This is a genomic window from Actinomadura craniellae (assembly GCF_003289645.1).
GTDB classification, from domain to species: domain Bacteria; phylum Actinomycetota; class Actinomycetes; order Streptosporangiales; family Streptosporangiaceae; genus Actinomadura_D; species Actinomadura_D craniellae.
Genome location: NZ_QLYX01000011.1, coordinates 1 through 19907 on the forward strand (window position 1 = coordinate 1; position 19907 = coordinate 19907).

Consider the following 19907-nt stretch of genomic DNA (forward strand, 5'->3'; position numbering starts at 1 on the left):
TGGGGCACGAGGACCTCCTACGGGTGCGGAGTGGCTGTGTGGTAGCTCCACACCACACCTGGGAGGTCCTCCCTATTTCAACAACATCCGGCCCGTGTCGCCGTCACCAACGTCCATGAGCAGTACAGCTAGCCGGACCCGGCGCGGGTCCGGGCCTGCGCGGCGTCGGAGGCGCTGAGCGCCCGCCCGGCCATGCGGCGGCACTCGGCGAGGTCGTACCGGGCCAGGTTCGCGCGGACGGCGGGCAGGGCGCGCGCCGACATGGACAGCCGGGTGACGCCCAGCCCGACCAGCACCGGGGCGAGCAGCGGGTCGGCCGCCGCCTCGCCGCACACGCAGACCGGCTTGCCGGCGCGCCGCCCGGCCTCGGCGCACCGGGCGACGAGGTGGAGCAGGGCGGGCTGCCAGGGGTCGAGCAGGTCGGGCAGGTCGCCGCTGTGCCGGTCCGCGGCCAGGGCGTACTGGGCCAGGTCGTTGGTGCCGACGTTGAGGAGGTCCACGGACTCCAGCAGCCGGTCGGCGAGCAGGGCGGCGGCCGGCACCTCCACCATCACCCCGACGCGGGCCAGCCCGTGCCGGCGGGCCCGGGCGGCGAAGTCGGCGGCCTCCCGCGGGGTCGAGACCATCGGCGCCAGCACGGTGACCTCCGCCGGCGCCGTCGCGGCGGCCCGGGCGATCGCCCTGAGCTGGGTGTCGAGGACGTCGGGGCGGCGGCGCGCGGTGCGCAGGCCGCGCAGGCCGAGCGCCGGGTTGGCCTCCTCGGGCAGGTCGAGGAACGGCAGCGGCTTGTCGGCGCCGGCGTCCAGGGTGCGCACGGTGACCCGGCCGTGGCCGAAGGCGGCGAAGACCTCCGCGTAGGCGGCGGCCTGCTCGTCCTCGGCGGGTTCCGTCCACCGGTCGAGGAAGAGGAACTCGGTGCGGAACAGGCCCACCCCCGGGACACCGGTCACGTCGAGGCCGGCCAGGTCCGCCGCCGAGCCGATGTTGAGCATCAGCTCGACGGGGTGCCCGTCCGCGGTCCGGCCGGGCCCCCGGCCGGGAGCGGGGCGGGCCGGCGGCGCGGCGGCCCGGACCGCCGCGATCTCGTGCTTCGCGACGCCGAACCGGACGTGGCCGGTGCCGCCGTCCACGACGGCGAGGCGCGCCGGGGTGGCGGCGGCCAGCGCCCCGGCGCAGCCCACCACCGCGGGCAGGCCGAGCGCGCGGGCCAGGATCGCGGTGTGGCAGGTCGGCCCGCCGCGCTCGGTGACCAGCGCGAGCACCACGGCGGGGTCCAGGGACGCGGTGTCGGCGGGGGAGAGGTCGTCGGCGACGAGGATGAACGGGTGCCCGGGGTCGGGCACGCCGGGCATCGGCAGGCCGAGCAGGCCGGCGACCGCCCGGTGGGCGATGTCGTCCAGGTCCGCCGCGCGCTCGGCGAGCCTGCCGCCGGCCACCAGGAACGCCCGCCGGTGCTCGTCGACGGCGTGGCGCAGGGCGTGCGCGGCGTCCTCACCGGCCATGACGCGGGCGAGGACGCCCGCCCGCAGGTCGGGGTCCGCGGCGATCGCGGCCTGCGCGGCGAGGATGTCGCGGGCGGGACCGGGCCGGGCCGCGGCGGACCGGGCGGACAGGTCGGCGTGGACGCGGTCCAGCGCCGCGACGGCGGCGGCGATCTCCTGCTCGGGGTCGGTGACGGCGCGGGGCGCGGGCAGCGCGGGCGGGCGCCCCATCGGCAGGACGGGGCCCGCGGCGGAGCCGGGCGCGGCGGGCAGGCCGCGCAGCAGATCGGGGGCGGCCACGGAGCCTCCCCTCGGCCTCGCCCGGGCCCCGGTGGGCCGGGGGTCCTTTCCGCACGCTACGCGCCCGGCGGCGGTGCCGGGAACCGAGGTGGCGGATCCATGGCGGGAAAGTGGGCGGCGGGCCCGGGCTCCTCGCCGGGGAACCGAGGTATCGGCGTGGCTGCACCGGGCAGGGCAGGGCTGAGCTTCCCGGGAGGAGATGCCCATGGCCACGGCCCGCAGGCAGCGGATCGTCGTCGCCGGAGCGGGGTTCGCGGGGTTCCAGGCCGCGCGGACCCTCGCCCGGCTGGCGCGGGGCGCCGCTGAGATCGTCGTCATCAACCCGACCGACTACTTCCTCTACCTGCCGCTGCTGCCCGAGGTGACCGCGGGGATCCTTGACCCGCGCCGGGTGGCGGTGCCGCTGGCCGCGCTCGGCCGCGGCGTGTCCCCCGTGCTCGGCGAGGTCGAGAGCGTGGATGTCGAGGCCCGCCAGGTCGTGCACACCGACCCGGAGGGAACCCGCTCGCGGACGTCCTACGACCGGCTGGTGCTGGCGGTGGGCAGCGTCAACAAGCTGCTGCCCGTGCCGGGCGTGGCGGAGCACGCGCACGGCTTCCGCAGCATCGGCGAGGCCCTCTACCTGCGCGACCACCTGCTGATGCAGCTCGAACTGGCCGCCGCCGCGCGCGATCCCGACGAGCGCGCCGCGCGGTGCACGTTCGTGGTGGTGGGCGCGGGTTACACGGGCACCGAGGTGGCCGCGCAGGGCCAGTCGCTCACCCGGGCGGCCGCCGCGCGCCTGCCGGGGCTGCGGGGGCAGCCGCTCCGCTGGCTGCTGGTCGACCTCGCCCCCCGGGTGCTGCCGGGGCTCGACGAGCGGCTCGCGGCGACGGCCCACGACGTCCTGACCGGCCGCGGCATGGACGTGCGCACCGGGACGACGGTGAAGGTCGCCACCAAGGAGGGCGTGGAGCTCTCCGACGGCGAGTTCGTCCCCACCCGCATGCTGATCTGGTGCGTGGGGGTCCGTCCCGATCCGGTGGTCCAGGGGCTCGGCCTGCCGACCGTCGAGGGCCGGCTGGTGGTGGACGAGTACCTGCGGGTGCCCGGCCACCCGGAGGTCTTCGCCTGCGGGGACGCCGCCGCCGTCCCCGACCTCACCCGGCCGGGCGAGCTGACGCCGATGACGGCCCAGCACGCGTACCGGCAGGGCAAGGCGGTGGCCCGCAACGTCGCCGCCTCCTACGGCCGGGGCCAGGCCCGGCCGTACAAGCACCGCGACCTCGGCTTCGTCGTGGACCTCGGCGGGGCCGACGCGGCGGCCAACCCGCTGGGCGTCCCGCTGGCCGGGGTGGCGGCCAAGGCGCTCACCCGCGGCTACCACCTGTCCGTCATCCCGGGTAACCGGGCCCGCATCGCGGCCGACTGGGCGCTGGACGCCCTGCTGCCCCGGCAGATCGTCCAGCTCGGGCTGGCCTACGGCCCCGCCGCGTCCCTGGCCGAGAAGGAGCCCGTCCCGCACTGACCCGGGCCGCGGCGGCTTCCCGTGGCGGCCCGTCCCGCTGCCGGCTCGGGCTGTGGCGATCCGGCCTGTCCCGCGGCTAGCTCGGGCTGCGGCGCGGCGGGCGGGGCAGGAAGCCGCTGGTCCGGGCCAGGTAGTCGGCGTACTCGGGGCCGCGCTGCCGGGCCATCCGGCGCTCCAGGAGGGCCTTGCCGCTGCGGTTGACGAGCATGTGGGTCATCAGGATCGGGGCGATGACCGTGAGCAGGCCGGACCAGTGCGCGCAGGCCAGCAGGAACAGCCCCCACCAGACGGTGGCGTCGCCGAAGTAGTTGGGGTGCCGGGTCCACGCCCACAGCCCGCGGTCCATGACCTTGCCCTGGTTGGCGGGGTTCGCCTTGAACCGGGCGAGCTGGTGGTCGCCGACGGCCTCGAACAGCAGGCCGACGGCCCACACCGCCACCGCGATCCAGGCGATCACGCCGAGCGCGGCCTCCTGGTACATGGCGACCTGGACGGGCAGCGACACCACCCACATGATCGAGCCCTGCGGCCAGTAGATGGTGCGCACCACGTAGGGGACGACGGGGCCGGTGTTCTTGCGCATCAGGGCCGCGTAGCGGGGGTCCTCGCCGTGGCCGCGGTTGCGGAAGTGGATGTAGAGGCCGAGCCGCAGCCCCCAGATCGCGGTGAGGGCCAGCGCGAGGCCCCGGCGCGCGGTCAGGCCCTCGCCCTGCAGGCCGGACACGACGAAGCTGACCACGGCGATCACGACGAAGCCGAGCCCCCACACCGTGTCGACGACGCTCTGGGTGCGGGTGCGCAGCGCGTACGCCATGGTGGCGAGCATGGTGAGGGCCACCGCGGCGGCCGTGGCCGCCAGGTTGACCAGCAGCGGGACGGTGTTCACTGGGCGCTCAGCTCCTCGGCGAAGTCCTGGAAACCGTCCTGGGCGTGGACGTACTCGTGGGCGGGCCCCTTGCGGCTGCGCTCCACCAGCGCGGCGAGTTCGGCCGGGTCGAGGGGGCCGCCGGCGGGCAGCGGGACGGTGCCCCACTCGACGGAGGTCGCGATCCGCAGCCCGCCGCCCGCGGCGACGATGACCTCGCCGTTGAGGGTGCTGCGGGGGTCGCACAGCGCGGCGGCGACCGGGGCGACCGCGGCCGGTTCCATCAGTTCCCGGTGCCGGGGGTCCATGCCCTGGTCGGTCATCTGGGTGAGGGCGTAGGGCAGCAGCACGTTGGTGAACACGCCCCGCGAGGCGCCCTCGACCGCGATGGTGCGGCCCAGCGCGATGATCGCGCCCTTGCTGGCGGCGTAGGCCGAGACGGTCGGTTCGCCGTGCAGGCCGGCGGTGGAGGCGACCAGCACGATGCGGCCGTGCCGCCGCTCCCGCATGGCGGCCGAGCAGGCGGCGGCCACCTGGGCGCTGCCCAGCAGGTTGGTGCGGATCACCGCGGCGAACCCGTCGGCGGTGGCCTTGTGGAACATGGCGGGGGCGCTGACGGCGGCGCTGGTGACGCAGCCGTCGAGCCGTCCCCAGGTGTCCAGGGCCAGCTGGACGAGCCGGTCGGCGGTGGCCGGGTCGGCGACGTCGCCGTGTTCGGCCACGGCCTCGCCGCCCGCGGCGCGGATCTCGGCGACGACGTGGTCGGCGGGGCCGAGGCCCTGGTCGTCCACCACCCGGTTGCGGTTGTTGACGACCAGGCGGGCGCCGCGGGCCGCGAGGTCCAGGGCGAAGGCCCGGCCGAGGCCGCGCCCCCCGCCGGTGATCACGATGACCTGTCCGTCCAGGGAGTTCATGCGTCCATCCGCTCGATCAGGACCGCGACGCCCAGCCCGGCGGCGCCGCTGACCGCGGCCACCCCGTACCGGCCGTCCCGGCGTTCCAGTTCTTCCAGGCAGCCGCCGACCATGATCGCTCCGGTGGCGCCGAAGGCATGGCCCATGGCGATGGTGCCCCCGTTGGGGTTCATCCGTTCCGGGCCGGCGTCCAGGTCGGCGCGCAGCCGCAGGCAGAGCGCGGCGAAGGCCTCGGCGAACTCGAAGACGTCGATGTCGGCCGGGGTCAGGCCGGCCCGGGCGATCACCTTCTCGATGGCCTGCTGGCCGGCGGTCAGCATGATCACCGGGTCGGTGGAGACGGTGGCGGAGCCGAGCACCCGGGCGCGCGGGCGCAGCCCGGCGGCCGCGGCCTGCTCGGCGTCGCCGAGGACCAGCAGCGCGGCGCCGTCGGCGAGGGCGGGTGAGGTGCCCACGGTGTGCAGGTGCTCGATCTTCCCGGCTTCGGGGTGGGCGGCCAGTGCGATGGCGTCCTGCCCGTCGGCGCCGAGCCCGGCGAAGGCGGCGGGCATCCGGGCCAGCTTGTCCAGGGTGGTGCCGGGGCGGATGAGTTCGTCCCGGGCGAAGACCGTGCCGTCGGGCAGTTCGACCGGGACGACCGACCGGTCGTGCACGCCGCGGTCCCAGGCGGCGGCGGCCTTGGTCTGGGTCTCCACCCCGTAGGCGTCGAGTTCCGCGCGGGTGCGGCCGTCCAGGGTGGCGTTGAGGTCGGCGGCGATGCCCATGTGCACCGAGCCGATCCGCTGGATGGTCTCGGGGTCGTTCCACAGCGGGCCGCGGTCGCTGAACATGGGCACCCGGGAGACGCTTTCGACGCCGCCGGCCACGGCCAGCCCGAGGTCGCCGGCGCGGATGCGGGCGGAGGTCTGGGCGACGGCGTCGATGCCCGAGGCGCAGAACCGGTTGACGGTGCCGCCGGGCACGCCGTGTCCCCAGCCCGCCAGCAGGGTGGCGGTGCGGGCGAGGTCGGCGCCCTGCTCGTCCACCTGCGAGGCCGAGCCGACGACCACGTCGTCCACCCGGTCCGGGTCGAGCCCGCGCTCGGTGAGCGCCCGTTGCAGCCGGACGACCAGGTCGACCGGGCTCACGCCGTGCAGGGAGCCGCGGGACGAGCCCTTGCCCCGGGCCGTGCGCACATAGTCCAGCACGTAGGCGTCGGCCATGCGGCGCCTCCCCTCCTCCTCGATAACTCTCTTAAATGTAGTTTGGTTGTGCCGGTGGGGGCAAGGGTCGCTTTCGTTGCTTCCCGCGCTGTGCTGGGCTTGTGTGATCTCCGCATTGACGACTTACTCTCATTGTTGTAGTAAGAGATCTGGACGGCTCACCACGGGCCGCGCTCCGGGAGGGAGCAAGAGATGACCGTGTCGATCCTGGGCGGCCACCAGACGGACTTCGCCCGCAACTGGGTCCGCGCGGGCCTGGAGTTCTCCGACCTCACCGAGGACGTGGTGACCGGGACCCTGCAAGACGCCGGGCTGGAGCCCGCCGACGTCCAGGTCATCCACGTCGGCAACGCCTTCGGCCAGCTGTTCACCGGCCAGGGCCAGCTCGGCGGAATGCCCGCCACCGTCCTGCCCGAACTGTGGGGAGTGCCCGCGAGCCGGCACGAGGCCGCCTGCGCCTCCGGCGGCATCGCCGCCCTCGCCGCCATGGCCGACCTGGAGTCCGGCCGCTACGACGTCGCGCTGGTGCTCGGCCTGGAACTGGAACGCACCGTCTCCGGCGACCTCGCCGCCCGGCACCTCGGCGCCGCCGCCTGGATCGGCCACGAGGGGCAGGAGGCCACGTTCATGTGGCCGTACATGTTCAACGAGCTGGCCGAGGAGTACGACCGCCGCTACGGCCTCGACGATGCGCACCTGCGCGCGATCGGCGAGCTCAACTTCCGCAACGCCCGGGGCAACCCCCTCGCGCAGACCCGCGGCTGGCAGCTCAGCGACGCCAGCTTCAGCGCCGACGACCAGGCCAACCCGCCGGTGGAGGGGCGGCTGCGGCGGCACGACTGCAGCCAGATCACCGACGGCGGCGCCGGGGTCGTCCTGGTCAGCGACCGGTACCTGGAGAGCCGGCCCGAACTGCGCGGGCGGGCCCAGATCCTGGGCTGGGGCCACCGCACCGTGGGCCTGCCGCTGGAGCAGAAACTCGAACGCTCCCGCGCCGAGCGGTACGCCCTGCCGCACGTCCGCGACACCGTCCTCGACGCCTTCCGGCGCGCCGGGGTCCCCGACGTCGGCGCGCTCGACGGCGTCGAGACCCACGACTGCTTCACCATGTCCGAGTACATGGCGATCGACCACCTCGGCATCACCGAACCGGGCGAGGGCTGGAAGGCCGTCGAGAACGGCGACCTCGAACGCGACGGGCGGATCCCGGTCAACCCCGGCGGCGGCCTGATCGGCATCGGCCACCCGGTGGGCGCCACCGGCGTCCGCATGCTCGTGGACGCCGCCCGCCAGGTCACCGGCACCGCCGGGGACACCCAGGTGGCCGGGGCCCGGCGCTTCGCCACCCTCAACATCGGCGGCAGCACCACCACCGCCGTCAGCTTCGTCGTCGGCACGGACTGAAGGGCGACACGATGGACGTGGAGATCCTGGGCCGGGTGCTGTCCACCCTGCCGGGCGACGACGACCACCCCTACCGGACGGGCCCCTGGCGCCCGCAGACCACCGAGTGGCGCGCCGACGACCTGACGGTGGTGGCCGGCGAGATCCCGGCCGACCTCGACGGCGTCTACCTGCGCAACACCGAGAACCCGGTGCACCCGGCGGTGGAGCGCTACCACCCCTTCGACGGCGACGGCATGATCCACGTGGTGGGCTTCCGGGACGGGAAGGCGTTCTACCGCAACCGGTTCGTCCGCACCGACGGCCTGCTGGCCGAGCGGGAGGCCGGCGGCCCGCTGTGGGCCGGCATCGCCGAGCGGCCGAGCAAGTCGCCCCGCCAGGACGGCTGGGGCGCCCGCGGCCGGATGAAGGACGCCTCCAGCACCGACGTCGTCGTGCACGCCGGGACGGCGCTCACCAGCTTCTACCAGTGCGGCGACCTCTACCGGCTCGACCCGCTCACCCTGGACGACCTCGGCAAGTCCGGCTGGGGCGGCGCCTTCCCCGCCGAGGGCGTCTCGGCGCACACCAAGGTGGACGAGCACACCGGCGAGCTGCTGTTCTTCAACTACGGCACGGCCGCCCCCTACATGCACTACGGGGTGGTGGACGCCGACAACCGGCTCGTCCACTACACCGAGGTGCCGCTGCCCGGGCCCCGGCTGCCGCACGACATGGCGTTCACCGAGAACTACGCGATCCTCAACGACTGCCCGCTGTTCTGGGAACCGGAACTGCTCGCCAAGGGCGCCTACGCGTCCCGGTTCCACCCGGAGCTGCCCACCCGGCTGGGCGTCCTGCCGCGGCGCGGCGGCGCGGCCGAGATCCGCTGGTTCGAGGCCGCCCCCACGTACGTGCTGCACTGGGTGAACGCCTACGAGGACGGCGACGAGATCGTCCTTGACGGCTTCTTCCAGGGCGACCCCGAACCCAAGGACGACGGGTTCGGCGACAAGTACCGGCGGATGTTCCGCTTCCTGGCGATCGACCGCATGCAGACGCGGCTGCACCGCTGGCGGCTGAACCTGGTGACCGGGCGGTGCACCGAGGAGCAGCTGACCGACTCGATCACCGAGTTCGGCGTGCTGAACAACAGCTTCGGCGGCCGCCGGCACCGGTACGCCTACGCCACGTCCGGCGTGGAGGGCTGGTTCCTGTTCAACGGGCTGGTCCGGCACGACGTGCTGACCGGTGCGGAGGAGCGGTTCACTCTGCCGGAGGGCGTCTACGGCAGCGAGCCCGCGATGGCGCCCAGAGTGGGCGCGACCAGTGAAGACGACGGCTACATTGTTACTTTGACCACCGACATGAACGAAGATCTTTCCGAGTGTCTGATCTTCGACGCGGCGCGGCTCGCGGACGGACCCATCGCCCGCGTCCGGCTGCCGGAACGGATCTCCAGCGGTACGCACGCCACGTGGGCGTCCGGAGCATCCCTGCCCGGCTGGTCCGACGCGGAGTCCCCGGCCACCGCGGTCGACCTGTGAAAGGCGACCTTTTCGTTGACCCAGCGCGACGTCTCCACGGACGGCTCCCCCCGGCCACTCGTCCACCCTCCGGACCGGCCGACCCGGTTGCCGGCCGGGGGGACCAACGCGGTCGGGCTCACCCTCGGGCTGATCGGCGACGAGTGGAACCTGCTGATCCTGCGGTACGCGCTGCTGGGCGTCCGCCGGTACGGGGAGTGGCGCAAGGCGCTGCCGATCTCGCACGCGGTGCTCACCCGCCGGCTCTCCGCGCTGACCGAGATGGGCGTCTTCGAGCGGGTGGAGTACCAGGCGAGCGCCCGGCGCTTCGAGTACGTCCTCACCCGCCGGGGACGTGACCTGTGGCCGGTGCTGCTGACGATCTGGGCATGGGAGTCGCGATGGGTGACCGCCCACGTGGAGCAGCTGCCCAGGATGGTGCACCGGGGCTGCGGCCAGGAGTTCCGGCCGGTGTTCGGCTGCGCCGCCTGCGGCCGGGCGGTGGACCCCCGCGACGTCGACGGCGGCTTCGGGCCGAGCGGGAGCTGGAACCGCTCCGTCCCCGAAGTGACCACCCGGCGCAGGTCGTCGTCGACCGAGGGGGCGGGCCTGTTCCCCGAGACGATGGCGCTGATCGGCAACCGCTGGTCGGCGACCCTGCTGGGCGCCGCGTTCCAGGGCGCGCACCGCTTCCGGGACTTCGAGCAGCGGCTCGGCGCCCCGCCGACGATCATCTCCGACCGGCTGCGGGTCTTCTGCGAGCTGGGCGTCTTCGCCCAGTCGCCCGGTGCCGAGCGGGCCGACTGGCTCAGCTACCACCTCACCGAGAAGGGACGCGCCTTCTACCCGGTCATCATGACCGCCATCGACTGGGGCCAGCGCTGGTTCCGGGCCGCGGAAGGCCCCGCGCTGGTCTACACGCATCGCGAGTGCGGCCAGGACTTCCAGGTCCGGCTGTCCTGCAACCAGTGCTCCGCGCTCCTGCGGGGCACCGAGGTGTCCGTGGAACCCGGCGCCTGATCAGCCACGCTCCGCCCCTGGTGGCGGGGAGGGGAGACTCACGCCATGCCCCCGTCCGTCCCTGACCTCCTCCGCGACTCCGCCGCCAAGGCCCCCGACGTCCTCGCCGTCACCGGCGACGGCCGGGCGATCCGCTACGGGGAGCTGGACGAGCGGTCCGACCGGGTCGCCGACCTGCTCGCCGCGCTGCCGCCCGGCGCCCGGGTCGGCTACGTGGACCGCAACGCCACCGAGTACTTCGAGTTGCTGTTCGGGGCGGCCAAGGCCGGAGTGGTGCTGGTGCCGCTGAACTTCCGGCTCGCCGCCAAGGAAATGCGCTGGATCATCGCCGACGCGGACGTGTCCCTGGTCGTCGCCGGGCCGGAGCACGCCTCTTCGCTCACCGACCTGGACGTCCCCGTGATCGCCGTGGGCGAGCCGTACGAGCGCTGGCTGGCCAGTGGCGAGCCGCGCGACCCCCGCCGGGAGGCGCCCGGCGACGGGCTGCTGGTGCTCATGTACTCGTCCGGGACGACCGGCCGGCCCAAGGGCGTGCACATCACCGCGGCCGGGCTGGCCGCCGGCGTCGAGCTGTTCGGCGCGTGCTTCGACGTCGGCCCCGACTCGGTCAGCATGGTACCGATCCCCTACTTCCACATCGCCGGGGCGGGCTGGGCGCTGATCACCCTGGCCCGCGGCGGCACCCTGGTGCAGTCGCGCGAGCCGACCCCCGGGTCGATGCTGGCCCAGCTCGTGGACCACCGGGTCACGCACACCGCCATGGTCCCCGCCGTCATCCAGGTGATGTGCGAGCTGCCCGCCGCCCGGGACGCCGACTTCTCGGCGCTGCGGCAGATCGTGTACGGCGCGTCGCCCATCTCCGAGCCGCTGCTGGCCCGGGCGGTGGCGCTGTTCGGCGCGGAGTTCTTCCAGTCCTACGGGCTGACCGAGACCATCGGGGTGACCACCCTGCTCGGCCCCGACCAGCACCGCCCCGACAACCCCGTGCCCGGCCGGCTGCGCTCCGCCGGGAAGGCGGTGCCCGGCATGGAGGTCGCCGTCGTGGACCTGGAGACCGGCGAGCCCGCCGCCCCCGACGTGGTCGGCGAGGTCGTGGTCCGCGGCCCGTGCGTGACGACCGGCTACTGGCGCAACCCCGAGGCCACCGCCGAGGCGTTCCTGCCCGGCGGCTGGCTGCGCACCGGCGACGCGGGTTCCCTGGACGCCGACGGCTACCTGTACCTGCACGACCGCCTCAAAGACATGATCATCAGCGGCGGCGAGAACGTGTATCCGGCGGAGGTGGAGAGCGTCCTCGCCGGCCACCCCGGCGTGCTGGAGTCCGCGGTGATCGGCGTGCCGTCCGACCGCTGGGGCGAGGTCCCGCACGCCGTGGTGGTCCGCCGCCCCGGCGCTCCCGAGGTTGCGGAGGCCGAGCTGATCTCCTGGCTGCGCGACCGCCTGGCCCACTACAAGTGCCCGGCCGCCGTGACGTTCGTGGACGCCCTCCCCCGCAACGCCTCCGGCAAGGTCCTCAAGCGCGAACTCCGCCGCCCCTGGCACGAGAACCCCTGACCGGACGCCCGGCAGCACCCAGCCGGCCCAGCCAACGCTGATCCTTCAGGATCCAGGGCGCTCCAGCACCCCGGATGCTGAAGGATCAGCCAGGCCAAAGCCTTGGCTTGCTGATCCTTCAGCTTTCGGGGTGCTCTGACGCACCGAATCCTGAAGGATCAGCCAGGTTTCGCCCTCGGCTGCCCGGGGCGGGGTGGCGGCCCCTGAAATCATCTCGCCCGTGCTCACCTCGTCAGGTACGCTCGCGGGGTTGTTTTCGCTGGTGGGGTCCGTGTGCGGCCTCCCCGGTGGTTTCCGGGCGGAGAGTGGGTTTCGTCGATGGCGTGTCGGATCAGTGAGCTCGTGCTCGGTTGCCGCGACCCCGAGGTGCTGGCGCGGTTCTGGTGCGAGGTCCTGGACTTCGTCGTGCTCGACCGCGAGGACGACGGCACGCTGGAGATCGGGCCGCGCGAGGGGTTCGGCGGCCCGCAGCCGACGATCATCCTCAGCCGCAGGGACGAGCCGGAGCCCGGGAAGTCCCGGCTGCACATCGACGTCAACGCCACCGACCGCGATCAGGACGCCGAACTCGAACGCCTGCTGGCGCTCGGTGCGCGCCGGGCCGACATCGGCCAGACGGGCGAGGAGCAGTGGCATGTCCTGGCCGACCCCGAAGGCAACGAGTTCTGCCTGCTCAAGGCCCGCCTCAACCCCCTCTGACGCTCATCGGTCACGCCTCGGCGGTACCTCAGATGCCGAAGGGTCATGGGGTCGTCCGGGGCAGTGGTGGTCACGGTCAGGAGCTCTGGTCGCCGCGGTGAGTCCGGTGGGCGGGCCGGCTTCGACGTGTCCGTCTCCGGGGCGGGGCGGGCGCCGTCCCGGCGGACTCAGCTGAGATCGTCCGGGTCGTCCAGCCAGATCCGCTGACCCTCGGGGGTCACGAGGAGGCCGGTTCCGGCGCTGTTCCCGTGCCGCCGGGCTTTCTCGCGTTGCGCCCGAAGCATCATGTAGTTCACCTCGCCGTAGAACCTGCCCACGGCCGTTCCGTCGTCCCTGACCGTCAGGCTGGTGAGCTGGCCCGTGTCCGGGGAGGGCATCCAGGGGAGCACGATGATTCCGCCCGGCCGTGTCTGCCGTACCCACTCGTAGGGGACGGTGGCCACACCACACGTGACGTGGACGCGGTCGTACGGTGCCTTCTCGGGCAATCCCTCCGCTCCGTCCCCGAGGACGAGCCGGGGGCCGCACCCGGCTTTCTTGAGGTTCACGGCCGCCTCGGCGAGCACGGCCGGATCGACTTCCATGCTCGTGACGTTCTCGTCCCCGACCTGGCTGGACAGCAACCCGGCCGTCCAGCCGGTCCCTGTTCCGATCTCCAGCACGCGGGATCCGGCACCGGGGTTCAGCAGCGACAGACCGGCGAGGATGACGCTCGGCGCGGACAGCGAAGACGTGTACTCACCGGCCCCCGTGGCCACGTCGGTCGCCCCGTCGTCGAGCTGGGTGACGATCGCCATGTCCGCGTAGGCGGCATCCAGCCACGCATCCGGGTCCTGGTTCCGGTCGATGAGATATCCGGCCCCGCCGTCCGGCGTCGCCCACGCCCTGTCAGGGACGAAAAGGTGGCGAGGCGCGTTTCGGAGCGGCGCCCGCCACCTGCTGATGTCCCCGAGCCGCTCCAGCCCCGCCACCATGGCGTCGAGCCGGTTCACTTACCGTCCTTCTCGTGCTTACCGCCACCGGGAGGATTCTCCTTCTCGGGCGGCGGGATCGGCCTATCCCATTTGCCCTCTTTGCTTGGAGTGTCATGCTTCCCCATGCGGCAACTCCTCTCTGTGGATTTTCTGCAGATTACGCTAGCTTTCGCTCTCCAACAAAGGAAAGGAAGGTACGGAATTTCGTTATACCTATCGGGTTAGGTTTCTGTTCCTGGGCGCGGCTCGGTGGATGATCCTGGAGTATTCGAGGGGCCATGGCACCTCGAATACTCCAGGATCATGGGGAGTGCCCCAGGGCGGTGGTGGCCATGGCCAGGTATTCGTTACAGGCAGCGTGCCCAGACCACTTTTCCGGTGGGTGTGGGGTGGTAGCCGCACTCGCTCGACAGCGCTTCGACGATGCGCAGGCCACGGCCGGACAGGTCGTTCTCGGTGGGGTCCTGCCGTCGGGGCGCCTCGGGTGAGCAGTCCTCCACCTGGATCAGCGGCTTGCCGCCGTCGAGGTACACCCGGACCTCCACCGCCCGGTCCGGCGGGGACTTGCGCACCGCGTTGCTGACCAGCTCCGAAACGACCAGGACGGCGTTCTCCACCAGGTGCGGGCAGCCCAGGGACACCAGATGGTTGCGCGTGCGGTCCCTGGCCATGCCCACCGACGCCGGAACCGGAGCGAGGCGGACGCGCAGCGGCCGGGAACTCATGCCCGTGCCGCCGTGTGAACCCTGGTGGCCGTGCTCGCGGTGCCGGTTCGGACAGGCGGGCGGCAGGTCGTCGGCGGGTGGAAGGCGTGCAGGGGGTGCAGGGGGTCTCGTCTGCGCATTGGCGCTCCCGGATCTGGGGATCCGCCGGCTGGGGCGTCCCGGTCTTTGAATCGCTGGGACAAGGGTGGCTTGCCTGCCATACGTTGACTACGCGAGTTCAGCAAATTCAACGAGAGGGTGGCGGCGGTGGACCAGCGGAGCGGGCTCGATCCGGACGGGAACCTGTGGGATCTTATCGCCTGCGAACTGCGTGTACGACGGCAAGAAAGGGAACTGTCACTGGCTGCTGTCGGTGAGATCATCAACCGGGATCGGTCGTTGGTCGCCCATGTTGAATCCGGGCACACCAAGCTCCAGGCGGCGCACGCGGTCAAGCTCGACAGGGCTTGGAACACCGGGGGGCTCTTCCAGCGCCTGGTCAAGTTCGCCAAGGCCGGGCACGACGTCGAGTGGTTCAAGACCCACCTGGAGCACGAGGGCAAGGCCTCGCACCTGAGGATCTGGGAGTTGGGCTGGGTGCCCGGCCTCTTCCAGACCGAGGGCTATGCCCGCGCGATGTTCGAGGCGGCCGGAGTGGAAGATGTCGAAGAAGGTGTCCGGGCACGTCTGAGCCGTCAAGAATGCCTGAACCGCAAGCCCCGCCCGAGAATATGGGTGATCTTGGACGAGGGCGTTCTGGAGCAACCGGTCGGTGGCCCCGAGATCATGCGTGAGCAGCTCGCGCGTTTGGTGGAGTTGGCCCAGCAGCCCAACATCACCATACGAATAGTGCCGAGATCCGTCGGTGCCCACGTCGGTCGGGACGGCTCCTTCAAGATCATGACTGTTGACGGTTCTGATGTGGTCTACACCCAGGCGCCCGGAGGAGGGAGGCTTGTCCAGGATGCGACTGAGATACCCTCGTACCGCGTATGGTTTGACCTCATTGGAGATGTCGCGCTACCCAAAGACGCATCCTTGCGCCTGCTCAAAGAAGCGATGGAGCGGTTTTCATGATCACGTGGCGGAAGTCCAGCCGGAGCGGTAGCACCACGATCCAGTCTGACTGCGTTGAGGTCGCACGGCTCGATGGAAACGTGGCACTCAGGGACTCCAAGAACCCCGGCGGCGGTCACCTCATCCTGCCGGCCGACGGTTTCGCCGCCCTCCTGCACCGCCTCAAGCACGACGAGCCCACCCCCTGAGCGGCCTCGGTGACCCGATGGAGAAAGTCCAGCCATAGCGCCGACACCGGTCAGACGGATTGCGTCGAGATCGCGCGTCTTCCGCTGGCGGTCGGCGTTCGAGACAGCAAGGCTCCCGAGGGCGGTCACCTGACCCTCTCGGCCGACGATTTCGCCGCTCTGATCGCCCGCGTGAAGCGGGATGAGCCGCCCCTCTGACCCGTAGGAATTCGAGAGCCCTGGCTGCTGCGGTCGGGCTTCGCGCAAGTTCGTCAGATCCGTGCGTCATGCTCGGCTGCATGGACGAGAACGCCTTCTGGCAGCTCATCGAGATGCAGAGCCGCAGTGCACGTTGGCGGTGATTACCTCTGCGGGATCACCGCTTGATCGCATCGGTTCAGGGACGGGGTGAGGGGCCCGGTTTCGGCTCGGGTTGGTGTGTCGGCTTGTGTTCGGGGTGCTGTGGGGGCTTTGCGCTTGATGTCGGCTTCGGTGTTGGCTCCGGTGCTTTGGTGCGGCAGTGTCGTATCCAGTCGCTCCCGATCGTGAGGTGGTTGGTGTTGAGATAGTCCACGCCCGCATCCCGCTGCGCTTGCCAGGCCGTCTCTCTGCTTCTGGAGTGGCATCTTCTGCCGTAAAAGCAGGGGATGAACTTTTCGGGGTACGGTTTGAAGTGGAATCGGTCTTTATCGTCGGGCCCACCCCAGATGCGAACCTTGAGTCCGGCGGCGTGCGCCTGCTGAACAATCTCGTTCAGCTTCCGCTGCTCTTCGTCGCTGACCTTGCCGTCGCCATTGCGGTCGCCGCATTCTGACCATTTGCCGTTGAGGGTGACGAAGTTCTTCGCGTAACTGGGATTGTAGGGAGGGTCCGTGGGCAGGCGCGGAGCATGTGGGTCGACCTGGGGAGGAAGCGTGCAGTTCTTTCCGGGAGAGATGTCGTAGAAGACGTTCTTCGGAACCTTTCCGGTCAGCGGGTCGGGCTGGCCTACGACGATGTCCTTGGGGGTGCCTCCGCTGAAGACCACCTGCACATTCGGGTATCGGGTCCGGAGTATTTCCGTCTGTCTTACGGCCGCCCAGTATGCGTCGAGGCGCCGCTGGTCCAGAATTTTTTTCCTGGCCTCCTCATCCGTGGGCCATTTGTGATGTTTTCCGGTCTCCAGTTGGGGTTCTTTCAGTTCGATCACGAGCTGAAAAGGTTTGCTGGGATCGCGACCCGGATAGATCTGCCCACCATTTTTCTTGGCGAGCTCCATGAGCGGGTCGATATACAGTTTCTTGAGGCTTCCCTGGGATTTGCCGTTGGTGTCGTGCTTGATGGAGAGTTGGCCGTCCAGGTCGATGACCACGTCGGCTTCGACGCTTGTTGCGCCGTTGTCGAGTGCGTCATCGAGCGGATTCTCGTTGTCGTAGTCGTTGTGCGCGTGCAGCCCCTCGGCCCACCGTGCCCCGGGATCGGGGTTGCAGGTCGGCTTGGGGATCGGCGGGCGTGGGAGGAAGTTGTCCAAGGAGCCGCCTGGCCTGGTCTTCAGGAGCGGATCTATCTCCATTCCGCCGCCGGAGCCACGGTTACGGGCCTGGGGCTGGTTCTTCGAGCAGTCGCCCCCGGTCAGCCGGCAGATGGCGTCCTCACAGCCTCTGGCGATCGCTCCGGAGACATCGCTGCTCAGGACGCCGGCGACGATGGCCCCCATGAGCAGGACGACGCCTATGTAGCTGAGGGAACCCTCGCCCCGATCGCTCTTGTTCATCGTGCCCCCGCGAGATCAAGCGCCCGCTCAGCCGAACCGTCGGCTCCTGTCGGGTGATCTCGTCAGATTGCCAGGGCGGCGTTCGGCCGGCTTTACGGCGACTCCACGGTTTCTTGACATCGGGTCCACTACGGGTGGTGCGTCGCCCGGCGGTAGTCGCTGGGTGAGGCGTCGTAGGCGGTGCGGAAGGCCCGGGTGAAGGCCGAGTGGTGGGTGAAGCCCCAGCGGGCGGCGATCTGGTGGACGGGGGTCGTGCGCTGGGCGGGGTCGGCCAGGTCCCGGCGGGCGCGTTCCAGGCGCTGGTGGCGGATCAGGGCGGCGACGGTGGTGTCTTCGTCCTGGAAGAGGCGGTGCAGGTGGCTGGTGGAGATGTGGTGCGCGGCCGCGATGCCGTCCGGGGCCAGGTCCGGGTCGTGCAGGTTCCGGCCGATGAAGGCGCGGATGCTCAGGGTCAGGGCCTGCCGCCGTGCTTCGGGGGACAGGTCACGGTCGGCGTCGAGGGCGTGGGCGAACAGGGCCGAGACGAGGTCGGCCAGGACGGTACCGAGCCGGGGGCCGTCGGCTGGCCCGTAGGCGCTGGTGTCGGCGCTGAGGCGGGTGAGGAAGCCGGCCAGTAACGCCCCGACCCCCTCCCGCCCCGACAGCGGCCGGCCGACCGCCCGGTCGACGCTCCGCCGCGGCAACGCCACGAGGTCCCTGGGGATCTCGACCCCCACGAACTGGACCGTCCGCTCCTCTTCCCGCCCCACCCAGACCGTGCACGGCTGCGAGGTGCTCTGGCTGTACAGCTCGTAGGGGCGGTATTCGGCCTCCTGGCCGTCCCAGGTGGCTCTCGCCGTTCCCCGGAGGGTGAGCGTGAGGTTGTACGCCTCGGGGTCGGAGCGCCGGACGAGTTTCGCCGTTCGCCGGGACACCAGTGGTTGGACGGTCGCCGGCCACACGGTCACCGGGCCGAGCAGCAGGGCGCGTTTGTGCGCATGGAAATCAGCGGCGTGCTCGCTGCTTACATCCACCGGGGCGTGCGTATGTCCCGTCCATTCCCGCCAGCGGTCGAATCGGTCAGCCGGGGGAAAGTCCTTGGTCTGGTACACGATCTCGATCATTGGCCTCTCCACGTCCCCTCATGGCGGCCGGCGGGTATCCGTTGCAAATCAACGATACAGGGAGGGGTGGCGGGGGAATTCTGCATATCCGTGCGCCGTGTTCATGAGGCGGCGGTGGCCCTGGCCCTTATCTCAGGGCATGCCCATGGGTGGCCGGGAACCGTGGCGTCCGGTTTCGTGCGCGGGGCGGTGCCTGATGCGAGCCGCTGGTTCTGCGCGAACCGGGATGTCGCGATGGGAGGGGTCCCGCCTGCTCGGGCGCGGCGCCGAAAGGTGCGCATTCCTCATCCCACTTTGAACTTATAGCAGGCAGGGGGGCTTGCGGCAAGGCCCCGGTGCCGGTCCAGAATCGGGGCCCATGTGCCGGGCCGGCCTCGGAAAACGGGGCCGGACGCCTACGCGGGCTCACGTTCACCAAGCGGTCATTCGACCGCGGCCGAAACTGTTATAGGGGGAGTTCGAATGCGTGTGTTGCTGTCCACCATCGGGTCGCGTGGTGAGGTCCAGCCGCTGGTGGCGCTGGCCGCGGAGCTGCGGGAGCTCGGGCAGGAGGTCCGGCTGTGCGTGCCCCCGGACTTCCGGGACTGGATCGAGGGCCTCGGGTTCCCCGTCGTGCCCATCGGGCCCGAGCTGCGGCGGACCGCGTCGGCGGCCCCGCGGGTCGCGCCGGCGCCGCCCACGCCGGAGCAGCGGCGTCAGCTGCTCGAAGCCACGATCGCCACCCAGTTCACCACGATCGCGGCGGCGGCCGAGGGCTGCGACGTCCTGCTGGCGGGGGGATCCCTGCAGCTCGCCACCCGCTCGATCGCCGAGCGGATGGGCGTCCCCTACGTGTACGCGAGCTACTGCCCGCAGACCCTGCCGTCCCCGCACCACGCGCCGATTCCCATCTGGGGGCCGCCGCGGGAAGCGGCGGACAACCGCGCGCTCTGGGCCGAGGACGCGCGGCACTGGAACGACACCGTCGGCGCCGCCCTCAACTCCCACCGGGCGGAGGCCGGCCTGGCCCCGGTCGCCGACGTGCGGAGCCACCTGTTCACCGATCGGCCCTGGCTGGCCGCCGACCCGACGTTGGGCCCCTGGCCCGGGGACCTCGACGTCGTGCAGCCGGGCGCCTGGATCTGGCCGGACCGGCGCCCGCTGGAGCCCGAGCTGGAGGCGTTCCTCGACGGGGGCGAGCCGCCCGTCTGTTTCGGCTTCGGCAGCATCCGCGCCACGCCGGACCTCGCCGAGGCGATGGTCGGATCGGCCCGCGCGCTCGGCCGCCGCGCGATCGTGCTCCGCGGGTGGGCCGGCCTGGCGCCGATCGACGACGGGCCCGACTGCCTGTCCGTCGGCGAGGTCAACCAGCAGGCGCTGTTCGAGCGGGTCGCCGCCGTCGTCCACCACGGCGGCGCGGGCACCACGACCGCGGCCGCGCGGGCCGGGGCGCCCCAGGTCGTCGTCCCCCAGCTGTACGACCAGCCCTACTGGGCGCGGCGCGTCCACGAGCTGGGCATCGGAGCCGCGCACCCGCCCGGTGCGCCGACCGCCGACTCGCTGACGACCGCCCTCAAGGACGCCCTCCGGCCCGACGTGGCGGCCCGCGCCCGGTCCGTCGCCGGTGCGGTGCGCACCGGCGGGGCCGGGGCCGCCGCCCGGCGGCTGGCGGGCGGCGACCTGGGGAACCCCGCCTGAA

The 19907-nt window shown here is 71.8% G+C and carries 18 protein-coding genes; 10 read left to right on the plus strand and 8 right to left on the minus strand.

All coding sequences use genetic code 11. The annotated features are described in order from the left end of the window. Positions 1–128 precede the first annotated feature (128 nt). Positions 129–1781 carry a phosphoenolpyruvate--protein phosphotransferase gene (ptsP, locus tag DPM19_RS22405; protein WP_267900906.1) on the minus strand — a complete coding sequence of 551 codons (1653 nt, stop codon included), beginning with the start codon at positions 1779–1781 and terminating at the stop codon, positions 129–131. A gap of 205 nt (positions 1782–1986) precedes the next feature. Here ptsP and DPM19_RS22410 point away from each other — a divergent pair, with 205 nt between their 5' ends. Further along, entirely contained in the window at positions 1987–3288 is a 1302-nt protein-coding gene (locus DPM19_RS22410; protein WP_199485226.1) for an NAD(P)/FAD-dependent oxidoreductase, read from the plus strand. A gap of 76 nt (positions 3289–3364) precedes the next feature. Here DPM19_RS22410 and DPM19_RS22415 read toward each other — a convergent pair whose 3' ends face one another. The 3 genes from DPM19_RS22415 to DPM19_RS22425 are packed head-to-tail and all read right to left on the minus strand — an operon-like array spanning position 3365 to position 6269. After that, positions 3365–4174: a DUF1295 domain-containing protein gene (locus DPM19_RS22415; protein WP_233510647.1), complete on the minus strand. Its 810-nt coding sequence runs from the start codon at positions 4172–4174 to the stop codon at positions 3365–3367. After that, a complete protein-coding gene (locus DPM19_RS22420; protein ID WP_111869965.1) occupies positions 4171–5067 on the minus strand; it encodes an SDR family NAD(P)-dependent oxidoreductase in 897 nt (298 codons plus the stop codon). Before DPM19_RS22420 ends, DPM19_RS22415 begins: the two co-directional genes overlap by 4 nt. Beyond that, positions 5064–6269 (minus strand): acetyl-CoA C-acyltransferase, encoded by a 1206-nt coding sequence (locus DPM19_RS22425; protein ID WP_111869966.1) that lies wholly within the window; start codon positions 6267–6269, stop codon positions 5064–5066. Before DPM19_RS22425 ends, DPM19_RS22420 begins: the two co-directional genes overlap by 4 nt. A 192-nt stretch (positions 6270–6461) precedes the next feature. Between DPM19_RS22425 and DPM19_RS22430 the strand changes: the two genes are divergently transcribed. From DPM19_RS22430 to DPM19_RS22450, 5 genes are all read left to right on the plus strand, one after another. Then, positions 6462–7673, plus strand: a complete 1212-nt coding sequence (locus DPM19_RS22430; protein ID WP_111869967.1) for an acetyl-CoA acetyltransferase — start codon at positions 6462–6464, stop codon at positions 7671–7673. An 11-nt stretch (positions 7674–7684) separates the two neighbouring features. After that, positions 7685–9199, plus strand: coding sequence for a carotenoid oxygenase family protein (locus DPM19_RS22435; RefSeq protein WP_111869968.1), 1515 nt, complete (start codon positions 7685–7687; stop codon positions 9197–9199). A gap of 15 nt (positions 9200–9214) precedes the next feature. Next, positions 9215–10198 carry a winged helix-turn-helix transcriptional regulator gene (locus tag DPM19_RS22440; RefSeq protein WP_199485227.1) on the plus strand — a complete coding sequence of 328 codons (984 nt, stop codon included), beginning with the start codon at positions 9215–9217 and terminating at the stop codon, positions 10196–10198. 45 nt (positions 10199–10243) lie between these two features. Then, positions 10244–11752 (plus strand): AMP-binding protein, encoded by a 1509-nt coding sequence (locus DPM19_RS22445; RefSeq protein ID WP_111869969.1) that lies wholly within the window; start codon positions 10244–10246, stop codon positions 11750–11752. Positions 11753–12070: 318 nt separating this feature from the next. Next, positions 12071–12451, plus strand: coding sequence for a VOC family protein (locus DPM19_RS22450; protein ID WP_111869970.1), 381 nt, complete (start codon positions 12071–12073; stop codon positions 12449–12451). Positions 12452–12618: 167 nt separating this feature from the next. Here DPM19_RS22450 and DPM19_RS22455 read toward each other — a convergent pair whose 3' ends face one another. Next, a complete protein-coding gene (locus DPM19_RS22455; RefSeq protein WP_233510648.1) occupies positions 12619–13443 on the minus strand; it encodes a methyltransferase domain-containing protein in 825 nt (274 codons plus the stop codon). A 329-nt stretch (positions 13444–13772) separates the two neighbouring features. After that, a complete protein-coding gene (locus DPM19_RS22460) occupies positions 13773–14150 on the minus strand; it encodes an ATP-binding protein (protein WP_111869971.1) in 378 nt (125 codons plus the stop codon). A 246-nt stretch (positions 14151–14396) separates the two neighbouring features. Between DPM19_RS22460 and DPM19_RS22465 the strand changes: the two genes are divergently transcribed. The 3 genes from DPM19_RS22465 to DPM19_RS22475 are packed head-to-tail and all read left to right on the plus strand — an operon-like array spanning position 14397 to position 15592. Next, positions 14397–15206 (plus strand): helix-turn-helix domain-containing protein, encoded by an 810-nt coding sequence (locus tag DPM19_RS22465; protein WP_146778949.1) that lies wholly within the window; start codon positions 14397–14399, stop codon positions 15204–15206. Next, complete coding sequence (locus DPM19_RS22470) at positions 15203–15394, plus strand: DUF397 domain-containing protein (RefSeq protein WP_111869973.1); 192 nt, start codon at positions 15203–15205, stop codon at positions 15392–15394. Before DPM19_RS22465 ends, DPM19_RS22470 begins: the two co-directional genes overlap by 4 nt. A 9-nt stretch (positions 15395–15403) precedes the next feature. Then, positions 15404–15592, plus strand: coding sequence for a DUF397 domain-containing protein (locus DPM19_RS22475; RefSeq protein WP_111869974.1), 189 nt, complete (start codon positions 15404–15406; stop codon positions 15590–15592). A 178-nt stretch (positions 15593–15770) separates the two neighbouring features. On the opposite strand, the gene DPM19_RS34915 is transcribed toward DPM19_RS22475, so the two are convergent. Together DPM19_RS34915 and DPM19_RS22485 are read right to left on the minus strand one after the other, a co-directional pair. Continuing rightward, on the minus strand, positions 15771–17126 hold the full coding sequence (locus tag DPM19_RS34915) for a hypothetical protein (RefSeq protein ID WP_146778950.1): 1356 nt from the start codon (positions 17124–17126) through the stop codon (positions 15771–15773). A 128-nt stretch (positions 17127–17254) separates the two neighbouring features. Further along, the gene (locus tag DPM19_RS22485; protein ID WP_111869976.1) at positions 17255–18229 is read right to left on the minus strand and encodes a helix-turn-helix domain-containing protein; all 975 of its coding nucleotides are present in this window, start codon (positions 18227–18229) and stop codon (positions 17255–17257) included. A gap of 462 nt (positions 18230–18691) precedes the next feature. Here DPM19_RS22485 and DPM19_RS22490 point away from each other — a divergent pair, with 462 nt between their 5' ends. Continuing rightward, positions 18692–19906 (plus strand): glycosyltransferase, encoded by a 1215-nt coding sequence (locus tag DPM19_RS22490; RefSeq protein WP_111869977.1) that lies wholly within the window; start codon positions 18692–18694, stop codon positions 19904–19906. The last annotated feature ends 1 nt before the right edge of the window (position 19907 follow it).

Bases quoted from the DNA above. Each gene is read 5' to 3' on its own strand.
- DPM19_RS22410 (WP_199485226.1), top strand. From the start codon at position 1,987: ATGGCCACGGCCCGCAGGCAGCGGATCGTCGTCGCCGGAGCGGGGTTC.
- DPM19_RS22420 (WP_111869965.1), bottom strand. From the start codon at position 5,067: ATGAACTCCCTGGACGGACAGGTCATCGTGATCACCGGCGGGGGGCGC.
- DPM19_RS22425 (WP_111869966.1), bottom strand. From the start codon at position 6,269: ATGGCCGACGCCTACGTGCTGGACTATGTGCGCACGGCCCGGGGCAAG.
- DPM19_RS22430 (WP_111869967.1), top strand. From the start codon at position 6,462: ATGACCGTGTCGATCCTGGGCGGCCACCAGACGGACTTCGCCCGCAAC.
- DPM19_RS22435 (WP_111869968.1), top strand. From the start codon at position 7,685: ATGGACGTGGAGATCCTGGGCCGGGTGCTGTCCACCCTGCCGGGCGAC.
- DPM19_RS22445 (WP_111869969.1), top strand. From the start codon at position 10,244: ATGCCCCCGTCCGTCCCTGACCTCCTCCGCGACTCCGCCGCCAAGGCC.
- DPM19_RS22450 (WP_111869970.1), top strand. From the start codon at position 12,071: ATGGCGTGTCGGATCAGTGAGCTCGTGCTCGGTTGCCGCGACCCCGAG.
- DPM19_RS22460 (WP_111869971.1), bottom strand. From the start codon at position 14,150: ATGAGTTCCCGGCCGCTGCGCGTCCGCCTCGCTCCGGTTCCGGCGTCG.
- DPM19_RS22470 (WP_111869973.1), top strand. From the start codon at position 15,203: ATGATCACGTGGCGGAAGTCCAGCCGGAGCGGTAGCACCACGATCCAG.
- DPM19_RS34915 (WP_146778950.1), bottom strand. From the start codon at position 17,126: ATGAACAAGAGCGATCGGGGCGAGGGTTCCCTCAGCTACATAGGCGTC.
- DPM19_RS22485 (WP_111869976.1), bottom strand. From the start codon at position 18,229: ATGATCGAGATCGTGTACCAGACCAAGGACTTTCCCCCGGCTGACCGA.
- DPM19_RS22490 (WP_111869977.1), top strand. From the start codon at position 18,692: ATGCGTGTGTTGCTGTCCACCATCGGGTCGCGTGGTGAGGTCCAGCCG.